At 65.9% G+C, this 24,011-nt stretch carries 3 protein-coding genes; all 3 read left to right on the top strand.

Annotated features, from left to right (window positions below):
• Position 1 precedes the first annotated feature (1 nt).
• The 3 genes from I6F17_RS06955 to I6F17_RS06945 are packed head-to-tail and all read left to right on the top strand — an operon-like array spanning position 2 to position 23,958.
• Complete coding sequence (locus tag I6F17_RS06955) at positions 2–6,541, top strand: non-ribosomal peptide synthetase (protein ID WP_225190412.1); 6,540 nt, start codon at positions 2–4, stop codon at positions 6,539–6,541.
• A complete protein-coding gene (locus I6F17_RS06950; RefSeq protein ID WP_225190411.1) occupies positions 6,534–22,973 on the top strand; it encodes a non-ribosomal peptide synthase/polyketide synthase in 16,440 nt (5,479 codons plus the stop codon). The genes I6F17_RS06955 and I6F17_RS06950 overlap by 8 nt, the downstream gene beginning before the upstream one ends.
• A gap of 4 nt (positions 22,974–22,977) precedes the next feature.
• Entirely contained in the window at positions 22,978–23,958 is a 981-nt protein-coding gene (locus I6F17_RS06945; RefSeq protein WP_225129627.1) for an alpha/beta hydrolase, read from the top strand.
• The last annotated feature ends 53 nt before the right edge of the window (positions 23,959–24,011 follow it).

The raw sequence follows: 24,011 nt of genomic DNA, 5'->3' as shown, positions 1-24,011 counted from the left end.
CATGGCTGACACGGCAAAGCCGAGCTTACGCGATCTGGATCCCCAGCAGATGAGAAAGCTCGTCGCGCTGGCCAGGAATCGTGGCCGGAGTGACGCCAGTGCCATTCCGGTGGTGGCGCGGAGCGGATCGTTGGAAATGTCCTTTGCGCAGCAGCGGCTCTGGCTGCTGGCGCAGCTCGATGGTACGAATTCCAGCTATCACATTCGCGGAGCATTGCGGCTTGCGGGCGAGCTCGATCTCGAAGCCTTGCGTCGCAGCATCGACCGTGTGTTCGCGCGCCACGAAGCGCTGCGCAGCGTCTTTCGCGTGGTGGACGAACAGCCGCGCGTGGTGCTGCTGCCGACGGATGAACGTGTGCCGCTGCTCGAACATGATCTGAGTGGTCGGGACGATCGCGAGCAGGAGCTGGCGCGCCTCTGCCGCGAGGAGGCCGCGACGCCGTTCGATCTCGCCGCTGGACCGTTGGTCCGCGGTCGCCTGATCCGGATGGCGGAGGGAGAGCATCTCTTCTTGCTCACCCAGCATCACATCGTCTCCGATGGCTGGTCGATCGGCGTGCTCATGCGCGAGCTCGGCGCTCTCTACCGGGCATTCGCCGCCGGCAAGGACGATCCTCTGCCTCCATTGGCAATCCAGTATCCGGACTATGCCGTCTGGCAGCGGCAATGGCTGTCAGGCGAGCGCTTGCAGCGGCAGGTCGACTATTGGCGAGAAGCGCTCGCGGACGCTCCTGCCGTGCTCGAATTGCCGACGGATCGGCCGCGTCCGCCAATCAGGTCGCTCGCCGGGGCGTCCCTGCCGATCGAGATCGATGTGGAGCTGGCCTCCGGCATCAGGCGACTGAGTCAGTCGCATGGCGCCAGTGCTTTCATGACGGTGCTGGCGGCCTGGGCAGTGGTGTTGTCGAGACTCTCCTCGCAGACCGATATCGTCATCGGGACTCCGACGGCCAACCGAAATAGGCCGGAGATCGAGGGCCTGATCGGATTCTTCGTCAACATGCTGGCTGTCCGCGTTGATCTCTCGGCGGAGCCCAGCGTGGCCGAACTGCTCCGCCGCGTGCGCGCGGCGGCGCTCGCGGCGCAGGATCATCAGGATCTGCCGTTCGAGCAGGTCGTCGAGATCGTTCAACCGCTGCGGCGGCTGGAGCAGACACCGGTCTTCCAGGCCGTGTTCGCCTGGCAAAGCAACGAGAGGGGGTCCCTCGAATTGCCCGGCCTCAAGGCCGAGGTCGCTGATATTCCGCTGCAACAGGTCAAGTTCGATCTCGAGCTCAATCTCGGCGAGATGGATGGGCGCATCGTCGGCTCCCTGAACTATGCGACGTCGCTGTTCGACGAGGCGACGATCACGCGCCATCGGGGCTACCTGTTGACCGTGCTGCGGGCCATGATCTCCGATGCGGACCAGGTGGTCGACCGGATCGATATCATTGGGGCCGCTGAGCGCAGGCGCGTTCTCGACACGTGGAACGAGACGATCACGCCGTTTACCTCCGAAAGCTGCATTCACGATCTATTTGCGGAGCAGGTGAGAAGGGCGCCGGACGCCCTTGCGCTGGCGTACGAGGACGTTCGTCTGAGCTATAGCGAGCTCGATGCGCGGGCGAACAGGCTTGCGCGGCACTTGATCACCTTGGGAGTAGTGCCGGATCAGCCCGTTGCGATCTGCCTGCCGCGGGGCATCGCAATGGTGGTGAGCCTGCTGGCCGTGCTGAAGGCGGGTGGCGCCTATCTGCCGCTCGATCCCGCTTATCCTGCGGAGCGGCTACGTCAGATTATCGACGATGCCAGGCCGCGCCTGCTGATCGCAAACGGCACAGGACGCGCGATCATTCCGGATGGGACCTGCGGGACCGTCGATCCCGATGCAGGCGCAGGGCAGGCGACGTCGGATCCGGGTGATCTCCTCGAAGGACTGACTGCGCGAAGCCTCGCCTACATCATCTACACGTCCGGCTCGACCGGCCGGCCGAAGGGGGTGATGGTCGAGCACCGCGGCCTGGTGAATTTGGCGTTGGCGCAGCGGGCGTTGTTCAACATCAATTCGAGCAGTCGCGTCGTGCAGTTTGCCTCGCTCAGTTTCGATGCCAGCATCTGGGAAATCGTCATGGCGTTGTGCTCGGGCGCTGCGCTGTTTCTGGCCGGCACGCGCGAGCATCAGGACACCGCGGCATTGTTCGGCTATCTCGCGGACAATGCGATCACGCATGCGACCCTGCCGCCGGCGATGCTGCAGGGGCGGACCGATCTCCAACGGCTCGCCTCGTTGCGGGTCCTCGTTCTTGCCGGTGAATTGCCCCGGGCCGAGCTGGTCAAGGGATTGCCTCCTGACATTGTCGTCTTCAACGGTTATGGGCCGACGGAAGCAACGGTCTGCGCCACGAGCTGGTTGCGGCATCAGGGTTTTGACGGCGATGCCGTTCCCATCGGTCGACCGCTGCCGAATGCGCGAATCTATCTTCTGGACCGGTTCGGTGCGCCCGTTCCGCTCGGTGCGGTCGGTGAAATCTACATCGGCGGGGTCGGAGTCGCACGCGGTTATCTCAATCGCGCCGATCTGACGGCGGAACGCTTCGTGCGCGATCCCTTCTGCGGCGATGCGGATGCACGCATGTACCGCACCGGCGATCTCGGCCGCTATCTCCCGGACGGCAATATTGCGTTTCTCGGCCGCAACGACCACCAGGTCAAGATCCGTGGCTTTCGTATCGAGCTCGGTGAGATCGAGTTTCGGCTCAACGAGCACGCCGACGTTGCCGATTCAATCGTGCTGGTGCAGCGCAATCATGGTGGCGATATGCGGCTGGTCGCCTATGTGGCCGTTAGGGGGGGCGTAAGGCGCGATGGCGGAGAGCTTGCCAGCGCGTTGCGCGATCACCTGCGTGCGTGTCTGCCGGACTACATGGTGCCGTCAGCGTTCGTAAGTCTCGATGCACTCCCGCTCACGCCGAATGGCAAGGTGGACCGCAAGGCACTGCCGGCGCCGGAGAACGATGCATATGCGCGGCGCCCTTTCGAACCGCCGCGAGGCGAGGTCGAACAGGTTGTCGCAGATATCTGGGCCGAGCTCTTGGGCGTCGATCGGATCGGACGCAGTGACCACTTCTTCGAGCTCGGCGGCCACTCGCTGCTCGCAGTGCGCATGCTGGAGCGATTGCGGCGGCATGCGCTGAGGGCGGATGCGCGCATGCTGTTCGCGAAGCCGGTGCTGGCGGAATTTGCCGCCAGCCTCGATGGCGGCGTAGAAGCCGACGTTCCGGTCAATCAGATCACCCGGCAGATGACGGCGATCACACCGGAATTGCTGCCGCTGATCACGTTGACGCAATCCGACATCGACAGCATCGTGGCCGGCGTTCCTGGCGGCGTCGCCAACATCCAGGACGTCTACGGCCTCTCGCCACTTCAGGATGGCATTCTCTTCCACCACCTGCTGTCGAAGGAAGGCGATCCCTATCTGCTGGTCGGCCGAATGGCATTTGCCAGCCGCGACCTGCTCGATCGCTATCTCGACGCGGTCCGGCAGGTGGTCGCCCGTCACGACATTCTGCGAACGTCTATCGTGTGGAGCGGACTGTCCACGCCGGCACAGGTGGTTTGGCGGCAGGCGTCCTTGGTCGTCGACGAGGTCGTGCTGGATGGCGAAGGCCCTGGGGATGAGCAGCTCGCGCGACGATTCGATCCGCGCTTCCATCGGATCGATCTCGGACGGCCGCCGCTTCTGCGATTTGCGGTCGCTGCCGATCCGGGTGGAGAGCGCTGGCTGCTTTTGGCCCTGCTGCATCATTTGATTGGCGACCACTCCACGCTCGAAGTGATGCACGACGAGGTCGGGAAGATCCTGTCCGGGCGGAGCCACGAATTGCCGCCGCCTTATCCGTTCCGGAATCTGGTGGCACAGGCGCGCGGATCGGCGGCGACCAAGGAGCATGAGCGCTTCTTCCGCGGCATGCTCGCCGACATCGACGAGCCCTCCACGCCGTTCGGCCTGGATCGGGTGCACGGCGATGGTGCCGGTATTGCCGAAACCCGGCTGATGCTGCCCGAGAGCTTGAACGCAAGGCTTCGTGTGCAGGCGCGGCGGTTGGGCGTCAGCCTCGCCAGCCTTTGCCATCTCGCCTGGGGGCAGGTGGTGGCGCGAACCAGCGGGCGCGAGCAGGTGGTGTTCGGGACTGTTTTGTTCGGTCGCATGCAGGCTGGCGCCGGCGGCGATCGCACCATGGGCCTGTTCATCAATACCTTGCCGCTGCGCCTCGACCTCGACGACACAGCGGTCGAGGACAGCGTCCGTGATGCGCATGGTCGGCTGACCGAGCTGATGGCGCACGAGCACGCCTCGCTGGCGCTTGCGCAGCGATACAGCGGCGTCACGGCGCCCGCGCCGCTGTTTAGCGCGATCCTGAACTACCGGCACAATGCCATGCCGGCCGATTTGGCTGCCGGCAGAGAGCACTCCGGCGTCGAATGGCTCGGTGGTGAAGAGCGCACCAATTATCCCTTGATGCTGGCCGTCGAGGATTATGATCAGGCGCTGGGCCTGACCGCCCAGATCGTCCGGCCATTCTCGGCTGATCGCATCTGCGCCTTGATGCAGCAAGCGCTCGACCAATTGGCCGATGCGCTGGAGCATGCGCCGCGTGCGCCGGTCCGGCAGCTCGACATCTTGCCCCTCGAGGAGCGTCGGCTTTTGCTGGAGGTGTGGAATGGCGCGCAGGCGCATGATCCGCAAGTCCGATCATTCGTCACGCAGTTCGAGGCGCAAGTTCGGAAGTCGCCGCGAGCGATCGCGCTGGTGTTCGGCGAGGCGGAGCTGAGCTATGCCGCGCTGAATGCACGCGCCAACCGACTGTCGCGGCGATTGCAGGATCACGGCGTCGGGACCGAAATCGTGGTCGGGCTGGCGCTCGAGCGCAGCGTCGAGATGCTGGTCGCGCTGTTGGCGGTGCTGAAGGCCGGCGGGGCCTATTTGCCGCTCGATCCGGATTACCCGCCGGAACGGCTGGCGCATATGCTGCGCGACAGCGGCGCGGCGCTGGTGCTGACGCAAGAGAGATTGCGCGATCAGTTCGCCGCCGTGCTGGCGGAGACCGGCGCAGAGGCCTGGCTGGTTGATGGAGAGGACGGCGAGAGCGGGAATGCCGACAATCTCGATGTTGCCGTTCACGGCGAGAGCCTTGCCTATGTGATCTACACTTCGGGCTCGACCGGTCTGCCCAAGGGCGTGATGGTCCGCCATGATGCCGTGACCAATTTCCTCGTGACCATGGCGGAGCAGCCCGGCATGACGGCCGGCGACCGCGTGCTCGGACTGACCTCGCTGTCCTTTGACATCGCGGTGTTGGAGCTGTGGCTGCCGCTGACGATCGGCGCCTGCGTCGTGCTGGCGGATCGCGCGGCCGCGCATGATCCTGCCAAGCTCAAGGCGATCGTGCAGCGGCATGGCGTGTCCGTGATCCAGGCAACGCCATCGACCTGGCGCATGCTGCTCGATCATGACGGCCCTGCGCTGCCGGCCAGCTGCCGGGTGCTGTGCGGCGGCGAGGCGCTGCCGCCGGATCTGGCGCGGCGGCTGGTGGCCCAGGCCGGCGAGGCCTGGAACCTGTACGGCCCGACCGAGACCACGGTGTGGTCGGCGCGCCATCGGCTCGATGCGATGGCCGATCGTCCGCTGCTCGGCCGCCCGATCGGCAACACCACGCTTTACGTTCTCGACGGTGACCTCAACCTCGCGCCGGTCGGCGTTGCCGGCGAGCTCTATATCGGCGGGAGCGGGCTCGCCCGCGGCTATTGGCGGCGCGGCGGCCTGACGGCCGAGCGCTTCATCCCTGATCCGTTCGGTCCGCCGGGGGCGCGGCTGTACCGCACCGGCGACGTGGCGCGGTGGCGATCCGACGGCGTGCTCGATTATGTTGGCCGTGCCGATTACCAGGTGAAGATCCGCGGCTTCCGCATCGAGCTCGGCGAGATCGAGGCGCGTCTGTTGGCACAGCCTGGCGTCCGCGCGGCCGTGGTGGTGGCGCGCGAGGTCGGCACCGGCCGCCAGCTGGTCGGCTATGTCTGCGGCGAAGCGCTGGATGGGGCAGCGCTCAAAACGGCACTGTCCTTGGTGCTGCCCGACTACATGGTTCCGGCGCGGATCGTGGTGCTGGAGAAGCTGCCGCTGACGCCGAACGGCAAGATCGACCGCAAGGCCTTGCCGGCGCCGGATCAGCTCGCGGCGTCCGCCCAGCATGTGGCGCCGCGCACGCCGGCGGAGGTCGCATTGGCCGCGATCTGGGCCGATCTGCTGCGCCAGCCCAACATCGGCGTCACCGATAATTTCTTCGAGCTCGGTGGTGATTCCTTGATCGCGGTCCAGCTCGTCAGCCGCATCAAGCGGGATCTCGGCCACGACCTGCCGCTCAATCGTCTGTTTGAATTGACGACCGTTGAAACCATGGCTGCTGCGCTAGGCCTGGAGAACGAGACCGACAAGCGAAGCGACGACATCATAGCGATGCTCGACATGTTGAAGGAAGTCGAACTGTCCGATGAGTGACACGGCACCCACGCAAAAGCAGCAGCTGCGCGACATATCACGGCGCCTGATGCGACTCGATTCCGGCAAGCAGCACGCGTTCCTGTCGCAGCTCGCGGCCAAGGGCGTCAACCTCGCCATGCTGCCGATCATGCGCCAGGAGCGAAAGCGGGCGCCGCTGTCCTTTGCGCAAGCGCGCCTCTGGTTTCTGTGGCGGATGGATCCGTCCAGCGCGGCCTACAACATCTCGGCGACGGTGCGCGTGCGCGGCCAGCTGCAACCACGCGCATTGCAACAGGCGTTCGATATGCTCGTCGCCCGCCACAGCGCGCTTCGCACTGTATTTCGGCAGGAAGGGGAGCAGGCCGAACAAATCGTCCACGATCCGCAGCCGGCCGTATTGCGGCACGTGATCCTCGCTGGCGACGACCGCGAAGGACAGGCGCGCGAGCTGGCACGGCAGGAAGCCTCGCTGCCCTTCGACCTCGAAGCCGGCCCGCTCATGCGCGCCGCGTTGTTAACGCTGGACGAGAGCAATCATTTTCTTGTCGTCAGCCTGCACCATATCGTGGCCGACGGCTGGTCGATAGGCGTGCTGGTTGACGAGTTCTGGAAGCTATACGCGGCATCCGCATGCGGTGAAGAACCGGCGCTGCCGGAGCCGGAGATTGACTATGCCGACTACGCCGAATGGCAGCGGCTCTGGATGAGTGCGGTCGATGGCGAACGGCAGGTCGGCTACTGGACCAGACGTCTCGCCGATCCGGCCGTGCTCCAGCTGCCGATCGACCGGCCGCGCCCGGCCGTCCCGGACCTGACGGGATCGGCACTTCGCATCCCGCTCGACCGGGCGCTAGCCGATGGCTTGCGCGCGCTCGCGCGGCGGCATCGTACGACCCTGTTCGCCGTCCTGCTGGCGAGCTTCAAGCTGCTGCTCTATCGCTACACCGGCCAGTCCGACATCAACATCGGCGTGCCCGTCGCCAACAGGCATCGCGACGAAGCGCGCGGCGTGATCGGTCTGTTCGTCAATACCCAGGTGCTTCGCACGCAGATCGACGGCCGCACGGCAATCGCGGACGTCATTGCGGTGGTTCATGCGGCCACCGTCGAGGCACAGGAAAACCAGGACCTTCCGTTCGAACGTCTGCTCGAAATCCTTCAGCCCACGCGCAGCCTGAGTCAGAATCCGCTGTTCCAGGTCCTCTACAATCACCAGCGTCGTCGGGCGTCGGCTAGTCCACCGGATCGGACCGGTCTCCAAATCGAGACAATCGATACAGAGGTCGATGCCGTCAAGTTCGACCTCGCGCTCGACACCGAAGAAGGGATGTCAGGCGAGATCCGCGCCATCTTCACCTATGCTACGGCGCTGTTCGAGGCGGCGACGATCGAGCGTCTTGCGGCGCATTGGACCACGATCCTGAAGGCCATGGTCGCCGACGACGCGCAAGGGATCGCCGATGTGGCGTTGCTGTCCGAACAGGAACTGGGGCAGTTGCGGCAATGGAATCGCGCTGCCGACGAAACGGCAAGCTCGTCGTTCACACCGGTGCATCGGACGGTTGCACGGCTGGCTGCCGAAACGCCCGACGCGCCGGCGCTGGTCTTCGGCGACGATGAAATCAGCTATGCCGAGCTCAACCGCCGCGCCAACCGGCTTGCTCACCACCTGATCCGCCTCGGTGTCGGGCGCGACGACCTTGTCGGCGTCTCGGCACGGCGTTCGCCACACCTCGTTGCGGCGCTGCTCGCCATCTTGAAGACGGGTGCAGCCTATCTGCCGCTCGATCCCGAGCATCCGGCCAGACGACAGGTCGGCACCCTCCGCAATGCCGGCGCCCGCGTCGTGCTGGTCGACGCGGATGGTTCGGCGTTGACACCGCCGCCGGCTGGCGTCGAGGTCGTTCCGCTCGGTGCGATCGATCTCGCCAAGGAGAGCGAAAGCGATCCCGAGATCGCGGTGGCGCCAACCAGCCTTGCCTATGTGATCTACACCTCTGGCTCCACCGGCATCCCCAAGGGCGTCGCGGTCGAACATGGTCCGTTCGCCATGCACTGCGAGGTGACGGCCGGGCTCTACGACATGGATCGGCACTCGCGCGAGCTGCACTTCCTGTCCTTCACCTTCGACGGCGCCCATGAGCGGCTCTGGACCGCACTGACCTGCGGCGCCGCGCTCGTGATGCGGGATGCGGATCTGTGGTCCGCCGAACAGACTATCGAGGTTCTGCGCCGGCAGCGCGTCACCAATGCCGGATTCCCGCCCGCCTACCTGCAACAGCTCGCTGATTTCGCGATGTGGCGTGGCGATCCGCCGCCAGTCGAGCTGTACTCGTTCGGCGGCGAGGCGATGCCAAAGGCTGGCTTCGACAAGGTCAAGCGCGCGCTCAAGCCGCGGGCATTGATCAACGGCTACGGGCCGACCGAAACCGTGGTCACGCCGCTGGTCTGGAAGGTCGATGCGAGCGAGGAGATCGACGGCAATTATGCCCCGATCGGTCGTCCGGTGGGCCGCCGCTCGGCCTACATCCTGGACAATGATCTCAACATCGTCCCGGTCGGCGTGACCGGTGAACTGTTCATCGGCGGCGAGGGCTTGGCGCGCGGTTACTGGCAGCGCGCCGAGCTGACGGCCGACCGCTTCGTCCCTGATCCGTTTGGCGCGCCGGGCGCGCGGCTGTATCGCACCGGCGATCTGACGCGGCGGCGCGCTGATGGCGTCATCGAATATGTGGGCCGGACCGATCATCAGGTGAAGATCCGCGGCTTCCGGATCGAGCTCGGCGAGATCGAGGCATGGCTGATGCGGCAGGCCGGCGTGCGGTCGGCCGTGGTCGTTGCCCTTGAAGCCAGCGTCAGCCGTCAGCTGGTCGGCTATGTCGCCGGCGATGGGCCGTTCGACGAAGCGGCGATGCGTGCGGCGCTCTCGGATGAGCTGCCCGACTACATGGTGCCGGCCCGCATCGTGCGATTGGACCGGCTGCCGCTCACCGCGCACGGCAAGGTTGATCGCGACGCCCTGCCGGCGCCTGAGATGCCGGCCGCAACCATCGCGCATGTCGCGCCGCGCTCCGCAGCCGAGACGGTGCTCGCTGCGATCTGGGCCGAGCTGCTCGGCCAGCCCGTCATCGGCGTCACCGACAATTTCTTCGAGCTCGGCGGCGATTCCATCATCTCACTGCAATTGGTCGGTCGGGCGCGCCAGGCGGGCCTGCTGATCGAGCCGCGCGACGTCTTCCGGCATCAGACCTTGCAGGATCTGGCGCGCGTCGCGCGGAGTGAAGACAAAGCGGAGATCGTCGCCGCTGAGGTCGATCTCGACGGCCGCGAGCATCCGATGCTGCCGATCCAGTTGCGGTTCCTCAGTGAGGACGCAGGGGACCGTCATCACTGGAATCAGGCCGTTCTGCTGATGCCGAAGTCGCGCCTCGACTGGAAGCTCGTCGAGCTCACGCTTGCCGCTCTTGTCGCGCACCATGCGGCCCTGCGCGTGCGCTTCGAGGAGATTGATGGCGGTTGGCGCGCGACCTACGGCGCTACACCGCCAACGTCCGAGCTGCTGTGGATTCTTGGTGACCTCCAGGATGCCGCCGCAGTCACGAAGGTCGCCTCACAAGCTCAGGCCAGCCTGTCGCTGGCCGGGCCGCTGTTGCGTTTGGTCGGCATGGATCTCGCGGACGGCAGCCAGCGGCTTCTGGTGGTGGTGCATCATCTCGTCATCGACGGCGTGTCATGGCGTGTGCTGCTCGAAGACTTTGCGACGGCGTACGATCAGCTCCGTCAGGGCGCGGCTTCAGTCGCGCTGGCGAGGAGCGACTCTTATGCATCCTGGGGCGCGCGATTGCAGACCTATGCTGCGACCGACGAGCTGACAGCCGAGCTCGATTATTGGCTGGAGCGAGGATCGCATGCCGCGTTTCCCTGCGATGACGATCATGGCGGGGTCGACCGGGTTGCAGACGGCGATGAAGTCCTGCTGGCGTTCGACGCCGGATTGACCACGCGGCTGCTGAAGGAAGCCCCGGCCGCCTACCGCACCCAGGTCAATGATCTCCTGCTGGCGGCACTTGCGCGAGCGGTGTCACGCTGGGGCGGGATTGAGGATGTCGTCGTTGAGCTCGAGGGCCATGGCCGCGAAGACGTCTTTGCGGGCGCCGATGTGTCCCGCACCATCGGCTGGTTCACCACCGCTTTTCCGGTGCGGCTGCCGGGTGGCTCCGGGGACGATGCCTCGCTGATCAAATCCGTCAAGGAGGAGCTTCGGGCCGTTCCCAACCGCGGCTTGGGGTACGGCGTCCTGCGTCATCTCGGCACCGACGCGCAGCGGAGCGCCCTGGCGGCACGTCCCGAGCCGCGTATCGTCTTCAACTATCTCGGCCAGTTCGATTCCAGCCTGGGAGAGAGTGCCCCGTTCCGCCTCGCCCCCGAGAGTTCGGGGCCGATGCGCAGCGAAAGCGCGCCGCTTGGTCGCTGGATCAGCATCAACGGTCAAGTCGGGGAAGGACAGTTGCGCCTGTCGTTCAGCTATGGCCGCAGGCGTTACCGGCGCGCAACGATCGAACGTCTCGCCGAGCATTACGCGGCTTCCTTGCGCGAACTCGTCGCGCATTGCACGGGCGGCGCCCGCGGCATCACGCCGTCGGACTTCGCCTTGTCGAACCTGAAGCAGGCTGATCTCGACGCACTGGTCGCGACGATCGACTGCCGCGAGATCGAGGACATCTATCCGCTGTCGCCGATGCAGCAGGGTATGCTGTTCCATGCTCTGCGTGATGGCGAGAGTGGCAATTACGTCAACCAGGTCGGCCTGGAGATACGCGGCCTCGATGCCGGCAGGCTGCGCGCGGCCTGGCACGAGATCAGTTCGCGCCACGCCGTGTTGCGAACCGGATTTGCGTGGCGCGAGCTGTCGGGGGCCGCGCAGCAGGTGGTCTATTGCTCTGCGCCTTTGCCATTCGAGGAAGAAGACTGGCGCTCGCGGGCGGCCGCCATGGAAGAGGAGGAGCTGCGGGTTGCGCTCGCGGGTATTGCGCAAGCCGAACGTACCAGGGCATTCGATCTGTCTCAGGCGCCATTGCAGCGGGTCCGGCTGATCCGGCTCGACGAGGCACGCCACTGGCTGATCTGGACCCACCACCATATCCTGCTCGACGGCTGGAGCGCCGCGCGTCTCATGGCTGAGATCCTGCAGCACGAACGCGGTGCGCGACTATCGGCCGTGAAGGGCCGCTACCGCGACTACATCGCGTGGCTGCAAAGGCAGGACCGCGACGCGTCCGCGTCGTTCTGGCGATCGGCCTTGGCCGAATTGGACGAGCCCAGCTTCCTAGCGGACACGCTGGGAGGACCTGCGGCCAACGGTGCTTCCGGCCATGGCTCGTCGGACCTGCTGCTCACGGCTGACCTGACGGCAAGCCTGCAAGCCTTTGCGCGGCGCGAGCGCGTCACGCTGAACACGCTGGTGCAAGGCGCTTGGGCGCAGCTGTTGCGCCGCCACACCGGTCAGCGCGCGGTCTGTTTCGGTGCGACGGTCTCGGGCCGGCCGGCGGAGATCAGCGGGGCCGAGGAGATGGTCGGCCTGTTCATCAACACGCTGCCCGTCGTCGATCAGGCAAGCCCGCAAACCGAGATCGGAGCGTGGCTGCGCGATCTCCAGGCGCGCAACACGGATCTGCGCGATCACGGCTGGATGCCGCTGTACGAAATCCAGCGTCTTGCCGGCCGTTCCGGACGCGCGTTGTTCGACAACATCCTCGTGTTCGAGAACTATCCGATCGATCAGGCGCTGCGGGGCGAGAGCGAAAGCGGACGCCGGTTCGGCCGGGTCGAGCAGGTCTCGATCACCAACTATGCGCTGACGGTGGCGGTCTTCGCCAAGCCCGACGGCATCAATCTGGGCTTTCGCTACGATCGCAGCCGCCTCGACGACGGTCATATCAGATATCTGCAGGCCTCGCTGTCGCAACTGCTGGCCAGGATCGTGGCGGACGCCTCGCGGCCGCTGGGCGCGCTGGACAGCCTCGATGCCGATGAGGAGCAGAGATTGCTCGGCTGGGGCGGCAGCGCCGAGCGGGCACCGAAGTTTGGCGGCACTATCGTCGCGCAGATCGAAGCCCGGGCCGCGGCTTCGCCATCGTCGATCGCGTTGATCTTCGGTGAACGGCAGATCAGCTATGGCGAGCTGAACGCGCGTGCCAATTGCCTGGCATGGCGGCTGCGGGAGCACGGGATCAGTCGCGATCGGCCGGTCGGCTTGGCGCTCGAGCGCAGCGTCGAGCTGATCGTCGGCGTCCTGGCCGTGCTGAAGGCCGGCGGCGCCTATCTGCCACTCGATCCCGACTACCCGTCCGATCGCCTGCTCCACATGCTGCGTGATAGCGGAACGGCGCTGGTGCTGACCCAGGAGCGGCTGCTTCCGCATCTGGCGTCTGTGATCACGGATCCGGACGTCGAGGCCTGGACAATCGACGGCGAGGGTGAAGCTCGGATCGAAGCCCATGCCGGCAATCCCGGCGCGGCGCTTCATCCGGACAGCCTGGCTTATGTGATGTACACATCAGGCTCGACCGGCGTGCCCAAGGGCGTGGCCTGTTCGCATCGCGCGCTGGCGGCGCGGCTTGGCTGGATGCAGGCGGAGTATCGCCTCGATCCTGGCGAGACCTTGCTGCACAAGACACCATTCAGCTTCGACGTCTCGGTTTGGGAGATATTGTGGCCGCTCGCAGCCGGCGCGCGGCTCGTGATCGCGGCTCCAGGCGCGCATCGCGAGCCGCGACTCCTGGTGGACGCCGTCATCGCGCATGACGTGACGACGCTCCACTTCGTGCCGCAGATGCTCGAGCATTTCGTGACCGAGCCCGGCGCGCCGCGCTGCACCTCGCTGAGGCGCCTGTTTGCTGGCGGCGAGGCGCTGTCACTCGATCTCATGACGCGTGTACGTGCGGCGTTCCCCCATGTGCGGTTCGACAATCGTTACGGACCGACCGAGGCTCTTATCAACGCCACCTACTGGACCTGTCGCGACGAGGGTGGGACGCGCGTGCCGATCGGACGACCCATTCCCGGCGTGACGATCCGCATCCTCGACGCCGATCTGAACATGGTTCCGGCAGGCGTGACTGGCGAGTTGTTCATCGGCGGGGCCGGTTTGGCGCGGGGCTATTGGCGGCGCGAGAAGCTGACGGCGGAGCGCTTCATTCCCGATCCCTTCGGGGAGCAAGGCGAGCGGCTCTATCGGTCGGGAGACCTGGCGCGCTGGCGCGCTGATGGCGCGATCGACTATGTCGGACGCGCGGATCACCAGGTCAAGGTCCGCGGCTTCCGCATCGAGCTCGGCGAGATCGAGGCGCGGCTGCTCGAGCAGCCCGGCGTTCGCTCCGCCGTGGCGGTGGCGCGAGAGGTCGGCGCCGGCCGGCAGCTCGTTGGCTACGTCAGCGGCACGGCGGAGTTGGAAGAGTCTGCGCTGCGGACAGCGCTGTCGGCCGTCCTGCCGGATTACATGGTGCCGCCGAGAATTGCCGTGCTGGAGCGGCTGCCCTTGATGCCGAGCGGCAAGGTTGATCGCCAAGCGCTGCCGGCGCCCAACATGGCCCATGGCCAGGCGGATCATCAGGCGCCACGAACGCCGGCCGAGATGGCCTTTGCAGCGATCTGGGCCGAGCTGCTCGGCCGGCCGGCGGTCGGCCTCACCGATAATTTCTTTGAGCTCGGGGGCGATTCCATCATCTCGCTCCAGATGGTGAGCCGCGCCCGGCGCGCCGGATACCTGATCGAACCGCGTGACGTATTCCAGCATCAGACGCTCGAAGCTCTGGCGCGCGCGGCGCGGACCGAGCAGCGCGCGGGCACGCTCGCCGACCAGGGGCAGGTCACCGGGCCGCATCCGCTCTTGCCGATTCAGTCCCGCTTCTTTGCGGAAGACATGGGGAAACGGGATTATTGGAACCAGGCGGTGCTGTTGCAGCCGAGAGAGCGTCTCGACTGGGACGTGATGCGGCGCGCACTCGCCGCCGTGGTCGATCATCATGATGCACTGCGCCTCCACTTCGAGGAGAGGCAAGGGAACTGGTGTGCCGAGCACGGCGCTACTGTGGGCGCGGAGGAACTGCTCTGGATCCGGAAGGCGATCGACCCCGCCGCCGTGACGGCGCTGGCATCGTCGGCGCAGTCAAGCCTGTCCATCTCCGAGGGGAGGCTGTTACGGGCCGTCGGCATCGATGTCGCTGATGGCAGCCAGCGTTTTCTGATCGTGATCCACCATCTCGTGGTCGACGGCGTGTCATGGCGAATTCTGCTGGAGGACATCGCCGCGGCTTACACGCAGCTTGCGAAGGGCGACGCCGCGATCGCGCTTCCGCCCAAGACCCACGGTTACGCGCTGTGGGGGCAGCGCTTGCGGGCTTACGCGACCTCGCCAGAACTGGCGACGGAGTTACCCTACTGGACCAGCCGCTGTGCAAATGCGGACGTTCCCTGCGACGACGACCACGCGGGCAACGATCGCATCGCCGATGCCGATGAGGTCGTGCTGTCATTCGAAACCGAATGGACGCAGCGCCTGCTGACGGAGGCGCCATCGGCTTATCGTACGCAGATCAACGATCTCCTTCTTGCCGGCCTTGCACGCGCCGTCTGGCAGTGGAGTGGGCAGGACGACGTTCTCGTCGAGCTGGAGGGGCATGGCCGCGAGCCTCTCGCTGGCGATCTCGATCTCTCGCGCACGGTCGGCTGGTTTACGACGGCCTTTCCCGTGCGGTTGGCCGGTGGCTCGGAAGATCCTTCGTCATTGATCAAAACCGTGAAGGAGGAGCTTCGCGGCATTCCCGGCCGCGGACTGGGCTACAGCGTATTGCGTTATCTTGGCTCCGAACAGCAGCGCTTGACGCTATCGCACGCTGGCGAGCCGAGGATTGCGTTCAACTATCTCGGCCAGATCGACGGAGGGATTGAGGCGGCGCTGTTCAAGATGGCAGCGGAAAGCGCCGGCCGATCGCGGGATGCATCGAGCCCGCTGCGACGCTGGCTGACCGTGAACGGCACGGTGCGCGATTGTCGGTTGTTTCTATCGTTCGGGTTCGGCCGCAAGCGCTATCGGCGCGAGACGGTCGAGCGGCTGGCCGCGTTGTACGAGGCTGCGTTGCGCGAGCTGGTCGATTACTGCACCGGCGGCGCTTGCGGTCTGACACCATCTGACGTGGCGTTGTCGGGGCTGGGTCAGACCGAGCTCGACAGGCTTGCGCTTGATTGGCGCGAGATCGAGGACATCTATCCATTGTCGCCGATGCAGCAAGGCATGTTGTTCCATGCGATGCATGACGGCGAGAGCGGGCTCTACGTCAACCAGGTCGCGGCGGAGATCCGTGGGCTGGAAGCCGGAAAGCTGCGCCGCGCCTGGCAGGCAGCCAGCGATCGTCACGCGGTGCTGCGGACGGGATTTATTTGGCGTGACCTGTCCGGCGCGCCGCAACAGGTCGTCTATCGACGGGCCGAAGTGCCCTTTGTCGAGGACGACTGGCGGGCACGGAGCGCGACGTGGGACCAGGCGCAACTGGATGCGGCGCTGGCCGACGTTTCGCGGCAAGAGCAGGCCGCCGGGTTCGACCTGTCGCGACCACCCTTGCAGCGGGTCCGGCTGATCCGGCTCGACAATGACAGGCATTGGCTGATCTGGACGCATCACCACATCCTGCTCGATGGGTGGAGCTCGGCGCGGCTGATCGCCGAGGTGATGCAGCATAACGGCGAGGGACGTCTGCCGGCATTGCACCACCGCTATCGCGACTACATCGCGTGGCTGAAGGCCCGTGACAGCGAGGCGTCGGCGGCCTTCTGGCGCAATGCGACGGCAGAGCTGGACGAGCCGAGTTTTCTGGCAGGAAGCCTCGTCGAACCGACGGGCGCGCAATCGTCAGGCCACGGCACGCTCGCGCTGGAGCTGGATTCTATATTGACCGGACGCTTGCAGGAATTCGCGGCGCGCGAGCGCATCACGATGAACACGCTGGTGCAGGCGGCATGGGCGCAGTTGCTGCGACAGTATACCGGGCAGGGCACGGTCTGCTTCGGTGTCACCGTGTCGGGCAGGCCGCCGGAGCTCGCCGGCGCCGAAGAGATGGTCGGCCTGTTCATCAACACGTTGCCGGTCATCGACGGTGTCGGCCCGCAGCAGACCGTTGGATCATGGCTGCACGAGTTGCAGGATCGCAATCTGGCCCTGCGCGAATTCGGCGCGACGCCGCTCTATGAGATCCAGCGGCTGGCAGGGCGCCCCGGACGGCCGCTGTTCGACAGCATCCTGGTGTTCGAGAATTACCCGGTCGACCGCGCGCTGATCGGACAGGACCGGCAGATCCAGGTCGGCGAAACCCGGATCGTCGAGACCAGCAATTATCCTTTGTTCGCCAGCATCGGCGTCGATGAGCGCCTGCGCCTCGTCTTCAACTATCAGCGCAAATATTTCGACGAGGCCCAGATCGCACGGCTGCAGCGAACCTTTGTGCGGCTGATCGAGGCGCTGATCATCGAGGCCGATCGACCGGTCGGCATGATCGCGGCCCGCGATCCCGCGGATGACGTCCTGCTTGCGCGGGCGAACGATACGCGCCGGGATGAACCGCGCGAGGGGATCATTGCGCAGTTCGAGACGCAGGTCCGGAAGTCGCCGCAAGCGATCGCGCTGGTGTTTGGCGAGGCGGAGCTGAGCTATGCCGCGCTGAATGCGTGCGCCAACCGGCTGGCGCGACGATTGCAGGATCACGGCGTCGGGACCGAAATCGTGGTCGGGCTGGCGCTCGAGCGCAGCGTCGAGATGCTGGTCGCGCTGTTGGCGGTGCTGAAGGCCGGCGGGGCCTATTTGCCGCTCGATCCGGATTACCCGCCGGAACGGCTGGCGCATATGCTGCGCGACAGCGGCGCGGCGCTGGTGCTGACGCAAGAGAGATTGCGCGATCAGTTCGCCGCCGTGCTGGCGGAGACTGGCGCAGAGGCCTGGCTGGTTGATGGAGAGGACGGCGAGAGCGGGAATGCCGACAATCTCGATGTTGCCGTTCACGGCGAGAGCCTTGCCTATGTGATCTACACTTCGGGCTCGACCGGTCTGCCCAAGGGCGTGATGGTCCGCCATGATGCCGTGACCAATTTCCTCGTGACCATGGCGGAGCAGCCCGGCATGACGGCCGGCGACCGCGTGCTCGGACTGACCTCGCTGTCCTTTGACATCGCGGTGTTGGAGCTGTGGCTGCCGCTGACGATCGGCGCCTGCGTCGTGCTGGCGGATCGCGCGGCCGCGCATGATCCTGCCAAGCTCAAGGCGATCGTGCAGCGGCATGGCGTGTCCGTGATCCAGGCAACGCCATCGACCTGGCGCATGCTGCTCGATCATGACGGCCCTGCGCTGCCGGCGAGCTGCCGGGTGCTGTGCGGCGGCGAGGCGTTGCCGCCGGATCTGGCGCGGCGGCTGGTGGCCCAGGCCGGCGAAGTCTGGAATTTGTACGGCCCGACCGAGACCACGGTGTGGTCGGCGCGCCATCGGCTCGATGCGATGGCCGATCGTCCGCTGCTCGGCCGCCCGATCGGCAACACCACGCTTTACGTTCTCGACGGTGACCTCAACCTCGCGCCGGTCGGCGTTGCCGGCGAGCTCTATATCGGCGGGAGCGGGCTCGCCCGCGGCTATTGGCGGCGCGGCGGCCTGACGGCCGAGCGCTTCATCCCTGATCCGTTCGGTCCGCCGGGGGCGCGGCTGTACCGCACCGGCGACGTGGCGCGGTGGCGGTCCGACGGCGTGCTCGATTATGTCGGCCGTGCCGATTACCAGGTGAAGATCCGCGGCTTCCGCATCGAGCTCGGCGAGATCGAGGCACGGCTGCAGGCGCGGCCGGGCGTTCACGCCGCCGTGGTGGTGGCGCGCGAGGCCGGCACCGGCCGCCAGCTGGTCGGCTATGTCAGTGGCGAAGCGCTGGATGGGGCGGCGCTCAAAACGGCGCTATCCTCGGTGCTGCCCGACTACATGGTTCCGGTACGGATCGTGGTGCTGGAGCGCCTGCCGCTGACGCCGAACGGCAAGATCGACCGCAAGGCCTTGCCGGCGCCGGATCAGCTCGCGGCGTCCGCCCAGCATGTGGCGCCGCGCACGCCGGCGGAGGTCGCATTGGCCGCGATCTGGGCCGATCTGCTGCGCCAGCCCAACATCGGCGTCACCGACAATTTCTTCGAGCTCGGCGGTGATTCCATCATCTCGCTGCAGATGGTGAGCCGCGCGCGGCGCGAAGGCGTGCTCATCGAGCCGCGCGACGTGTTCCGGCATCAAACCATCGAGGCGCTGATTGCGTCGTCCCAAGATGTCGAGCCCGATAAGGAAGACCCCGCATCGGAGCGTGGCTCGCTGGCAGGACTCTCCAGTGAGCAGCTCGAACGGCTCGGTCTGGACTGGAGCCGCGTCGAGGACGTCTATCCGCTGTCGCCGATGCAGCAGGGTATGCTGTTTCACAGCCTGCGCGATGCTGGCAGCGGTGTTTATGTCAATCAGGTCAGTGTCGAGATCCGGGGCCTCGACCCGGAACGGCTCGGCACAGCGTGGCGCGAGGTGAGCGCGCGTCATCAGATGCTGCGGACCGGCTTCCTCTGGCGTGAGCTCTCCGGCTCCCCGCTGCAAGCCGTCTATCGCGACGCCATCGTGCCGTTCGCACAGGAGGACTGGCGAGGGCAGGCGATCAGTGATGAAAGAATTGCGGCGGCTCTTGCCGATGAGCGCGCCGCCGAGTTCGATCTCCAGAGGCCGCCGCTCCAGCGGGTGCGGCTGTTGCGCCTCCAGGACCACCTGTATCGGCTGATCTGGACCTATCATCACATCCTGATGGACGGCTGGAGCTCGGCAAGGTTCGTCGGAGAAGTCCTTGGGTGCTATTACGGCGGCGCTGCTGCCGCGAACGCAACGCGCTATCGTGACTATATCGCCTGGCTGCAGGCGCAGGACGCCAAGGCTGCCGAAGCGTTTTGGCGTGAACAACTCAGGAGCTTCGATCAGCCGACGCAGCTCGCCGACGCCTTCGGCGCGCGCCGCCATCAGGCATCCGGCCACGAACGCTGTTACACGCGTCTCGGAGAGGCCGCGACCGCGGAGCTGAAGGCGTTCGCGCGCCGCGAACGGATCACGCTGAACACCGTCGTCCAGGGCGTGTGGGCGCTGCTGCTGCAACGCTATACGGGCCAGAACACAGTCACATTCGGCGTAACCGTGGCCGGTCGTCCGGCCGGTCTCGACGGATCGCAGCAGATGCTCGGGCTCTTCATCAACACGCTGCCCGTGATCGAAACGATTCCACCCGAAAGCCCGATCGGTGAATGGCTCCGCGCGCTGCAGGACCGCAATTCGGCGATCCGGGACTACGAGCACACGCCGCTCTATGACATCCAGGGCTGGGCCGGCCGCGCCGGTCAGACCATGTTCGACAGCATCATCGTCTTCGAGAACTATCCGATCGAACGCAGCATGCACCGCGGCGCAGGCGCCTTGCAGTTCAGCGGCCTGAAGAATGTCGACGTGACGAACTATCCGATGGACCTCTCGGTGCTGGTCGAAGACACGCTTCAGGTCGAATACACCTATATGCCGAGCCATTTCACCGCGGTGCAGGCGACCCAGATCAAGGTGCAGTTCGAGCACTTGCTGGCGGAGCTGACTCGTGATGCCGCGGCCTTGCTTGGTAGCATCGATCCCGTCACGGAGCTCGATGCCGCTCTTGCAGATCGTTGCAATCGGCACGCGACGTCAAGCGCTCCCCTGCCGCTGGTGCATGAGGCGATCAGCAGCCATACGCGGCGTTATCCGGAGCGGGCGGGGCTGACCATCGGCGGCTCGGTGCTCTCGTTCGGAGACCTCGAGCGCAGGGCCAACCGCCTGGCGCATCACCTGATCGCCCGGGGGCTTAAGCCCGAGCAGCGCGTCGGCGTGGTGGTCGAGCGAACTGCTGCCACGATGATTGCGCTGCTGGCCGTGCTCAAGGCGGGTGGGGCCTACGTTCCACTCGATCCCGAGCTGCCCTCGGAGCGGCGCGCGTTCGTCATGCGCGATGCCGCAATCGCGTTCCTGTTGACGGGTCCGCTCGAAATCGAGGGCAGCCCGGACGGCATGGAGCGAATTTCCTTGTCTTCGTTCGAGTTCGACGCGGGACCGGACCATCCGCCGCAGCCCGAACTGCATCCGGAAAACCTTGCCTATTTGATCTACACCTCGGGCTCGACGGGGACGCCAAAGGGCGTCGCTGTCGCCCACGGACCGCTGGCGATGCACTGTCACGTCACGGGCAGCCTCTACGAGATCGACGAGAGCTCCTGCGAGCTGCATTTCCTCTCGCTGGCCTTCGACGGCGCCCATGAGCGCTGGCTCACAGTTCTGTCGCATGGCGCACGGCTGTTGATGCGTGACGCCGAATTGTGGACGCCGGAACAGACCGTCGAGAACCTGCACGCCCATCGCGTCAGCCATATCGGATTGCCGCCGGCCTACCTCCAGCAGGTCGCCGATTGCGTCGAGCAGAGCGGCAATCCACCGCCGGTCAAGCTCTACTCGTTCGGCGGCGAGGCGATGCCGAAGGCGGGCTTCGACAAGGTCAGGCGCGTTCTCAAGCCACGCATTCTGATCAATGGTTATGGTCCGACCGAAACCGTCGTCACGCCGCTGGTCTGGAAGGTCGATGGCGCGTCCGAATGCGACACGCCCTACGCGCCGATCGGCGTGCCGGTCGGAGACCGCCGCGCCTACATTCTCGATGCCGCGCTCGACATCATTCCCGCCGGAGTCGCCGGCGAGCTTTATCTCGGCGGCTTTGGGCTGGCACGGTGCTATCACGGCGAGGCCGGTATGACCGCAGAGCGCTTCGTGCCTGACCCATTCTCGTCGACCCCGGGAGCGCGGCTGTACCGCACCGGCGATCTGGCGCGATGGCGCGAGGATGGCACCGTCGAATATCTCGGCCGCAGCGACGACCAGGTCAAGGTCAACGGCTTCCGGATCGAGCTCGGAGAGATCCAGACCTCGCTGCTTCGTCATGAGGCGATTGCGCAGGCGGCGGTGGTGGCAGTGCCGAGTGCAGCCGGAAATCAGCTCATTGCCTATGTCGCGCCGAAGGCGGCAGATGACGCCGCGCCTGATGCGACCGAGACGCTGGTCGAGCGCTTGACCGGTTTCCTGAAGCTCGTCCTGCCGGCCTATATGGTGCCGGCTCGGATCGTGGTGCTGGAGCGGTTGCCGACATTGTCGAGCGGCAAGATCGACCGGCGTGCATTGCCGGCTCCCGATGCGTCGATGCGGAGCTTCGTCCCCCCGCGAACCCCGGCAGAGATTGCAATGGCGCGCCTGTGGTCCGAGATCCTGGAGGTGCCGCAGGTCGGCGTCACCGACAATTTCTTCGAGCTTGGCGGCAATTCAATCCTGTGCCTCAAGGTCGTGGCGCGGGTCCGTCAGGACAAGACGTTCGGGATCGAGATCAAGCTGCGCGATCTGCTTCAGAAGCCGACGATCCGCGCCTTGCTCGCCGGCAGCGCCACCGCGGCGTCCGCCGTCGCATCCGCGCCATCGGCGCTGCTGCCGCTGAATGCCGCGGTTCGCGGCGTGAACCCGGTCTTCGCTGTGCATGGCGGCTTCGGCACAGTGTTCGACTACGGGCCGCTGGCGCGCCGCCTCGAAGGGCACCGGCAGCTGATCGGGCTGCAATCGAGAATGCTGGTCGATCCCTCGTGGACCGACGCCTCCCTCGAAGCCATGGCCGTGGACTACGCGGCCGAGATCCGGCGGATGCAGCCGCGCGGTCCCTATAGCCTGGTCGGCTGGTCCTTGGGAGGACTGCTGGTCGGTCTCGTCGCGGCCGAGCTCGAACGCGGCGGTGAGCGCGTCGATCGCCTCGCGCTGGTCGACAGCTTCGTGCCGCGGCAGCCGGACGGATCGAACCGGCAGGAGTCGATGGCACACTGGGCCGACGATCTCGCAGGATTGCTGTCGGCGGTTCTTCCGAGCGCTGCGGCCTCTCGCATCAAGGCGCAGGTCGAGGCAGCGAAACGCGCTGATTTGCCGGAGACGCCGGAGCGCATCCGCGATCTGGTCGCCTCTGTTGTGGAGCAGAGCAGGAGCGTGAGAGCGAACGACGACTCGCTCGGCGCCGATGATTTGTCCGCTGCATTCGCAGTCGGACGGCACCTCAACAGGCTGGCGCAGAACACAGCGCTGCCGCGGGGCCTGGAAGCCACGCCGCTCTGCTGGTGGACCTCGACCCGTCTGGCAGAGCGTGATCGGCTGGAATCGCAGTTGCCGAAGGCGGTCGATCGCGGCTTCGTCGGCGACAACCATTTCACGATCCTGAGGGATGCCGGCCTGCTCGATGAGATCTGCGGTCTGCTCGTGCCGGCGGAGGCGTCGACGATCGCGCAGGATACGGTCCCGGAGCCAGCGGAGTAAGTCTTTGAGTCTTGATCCAGATATCGCGGCATTGCTCGAGATGGTGCAGGCCGGCACCGAAAGCGGCGCGCGCGTTCCGTTTCCGCAATTGACTGCTGCGCAGGCGCGAGCCGATTTCGATGCGTCCTCGCCGCTGCTCGACGTCGATCCGCCGGCGCTTGCCTACGAGCGGCGTTTGTCGCTGCCGGTGCGGGATGGCGCGATCATCGAGGCGCGGCTCTATGCGAGCGCGCAGCCGAGCGAACGCACTCCCATTCCTGTTCTTCTTTACATGCACGGCGGCGGCTTCGTCGTCGGCAGCCTCGATTCGCATCAGCCATTGTGCCGCGGCCTCGCCGAGGACAGCGGTGCGGCCGTGCTCTCGGTCGGCTACAGGCTCGCACCGGAGCACAAGTTTCCGACGGCCTTCGAGGATGCAGTCGATGCGCTGACCTGGATCGGCCTCGAGGGCCGCGCGATCGGGCTCGATCCCCGCCGGGTCGCCGTCGGCGGCGACAGCGCCGGCGGAACGCTTGCCGCCGCGCTCGCGATCGAGGCGAGGACAAACACGGGCCTTCCGCAGCCGGTGCTTCAGGTTCTCGCTTATCCCGGTCTCAGCTCCCGACAGACCTCCGCATCCTACCAGCGCTACGGTACCGGCCATCTCCTGGAGCGCAGCACTGTCGATTGGTTCTTCCGGCAATATCTCCGCGACGAGTCGGATCGCGACGATTGGCGTTTTGCGCCGCTCGCATCGGATGATTTGTCGGGCCTTGCTCCCGCATGCATCGTCCTCGCCGAGTTCGATCCGCTGGTGGACGAGGGGCGCGATTATGCAGCCCGCTTGGCGGTGGCCGGTGTTCCCGTCCATCTGCACGTTTATCCCGGCATGATCCATGAATTCCTGCGCATGGGGAATGTCGTGACCGATGCCTTGCAGGCGAGGGCGACGATCGGGCGGGCGCTGGCCAAGGCCTTTCTCGCCGCTGGCGAAAAGGCGGCCTGATATGGCAATGCAGCGTGAACGAGAGTATGTCATGATCATCATCTGTCGCGGCC

Origin of the sequence: Bradyrhizobium sp. NBAIM18 (assembly GCF_020193825.1) — a bacterium.
GTDB classification, from domain to species: domain Bacteria; phylum Pseudomonadota; class Alphaproteobacteria; order Rhizobiales; family Xanthobacteraceae; genus Bradyrhizobium; species Bradyrhizobium yuanmingense.
This window is presented reverse-complemented; position numbering and strand designations above follow the sequence as displayed.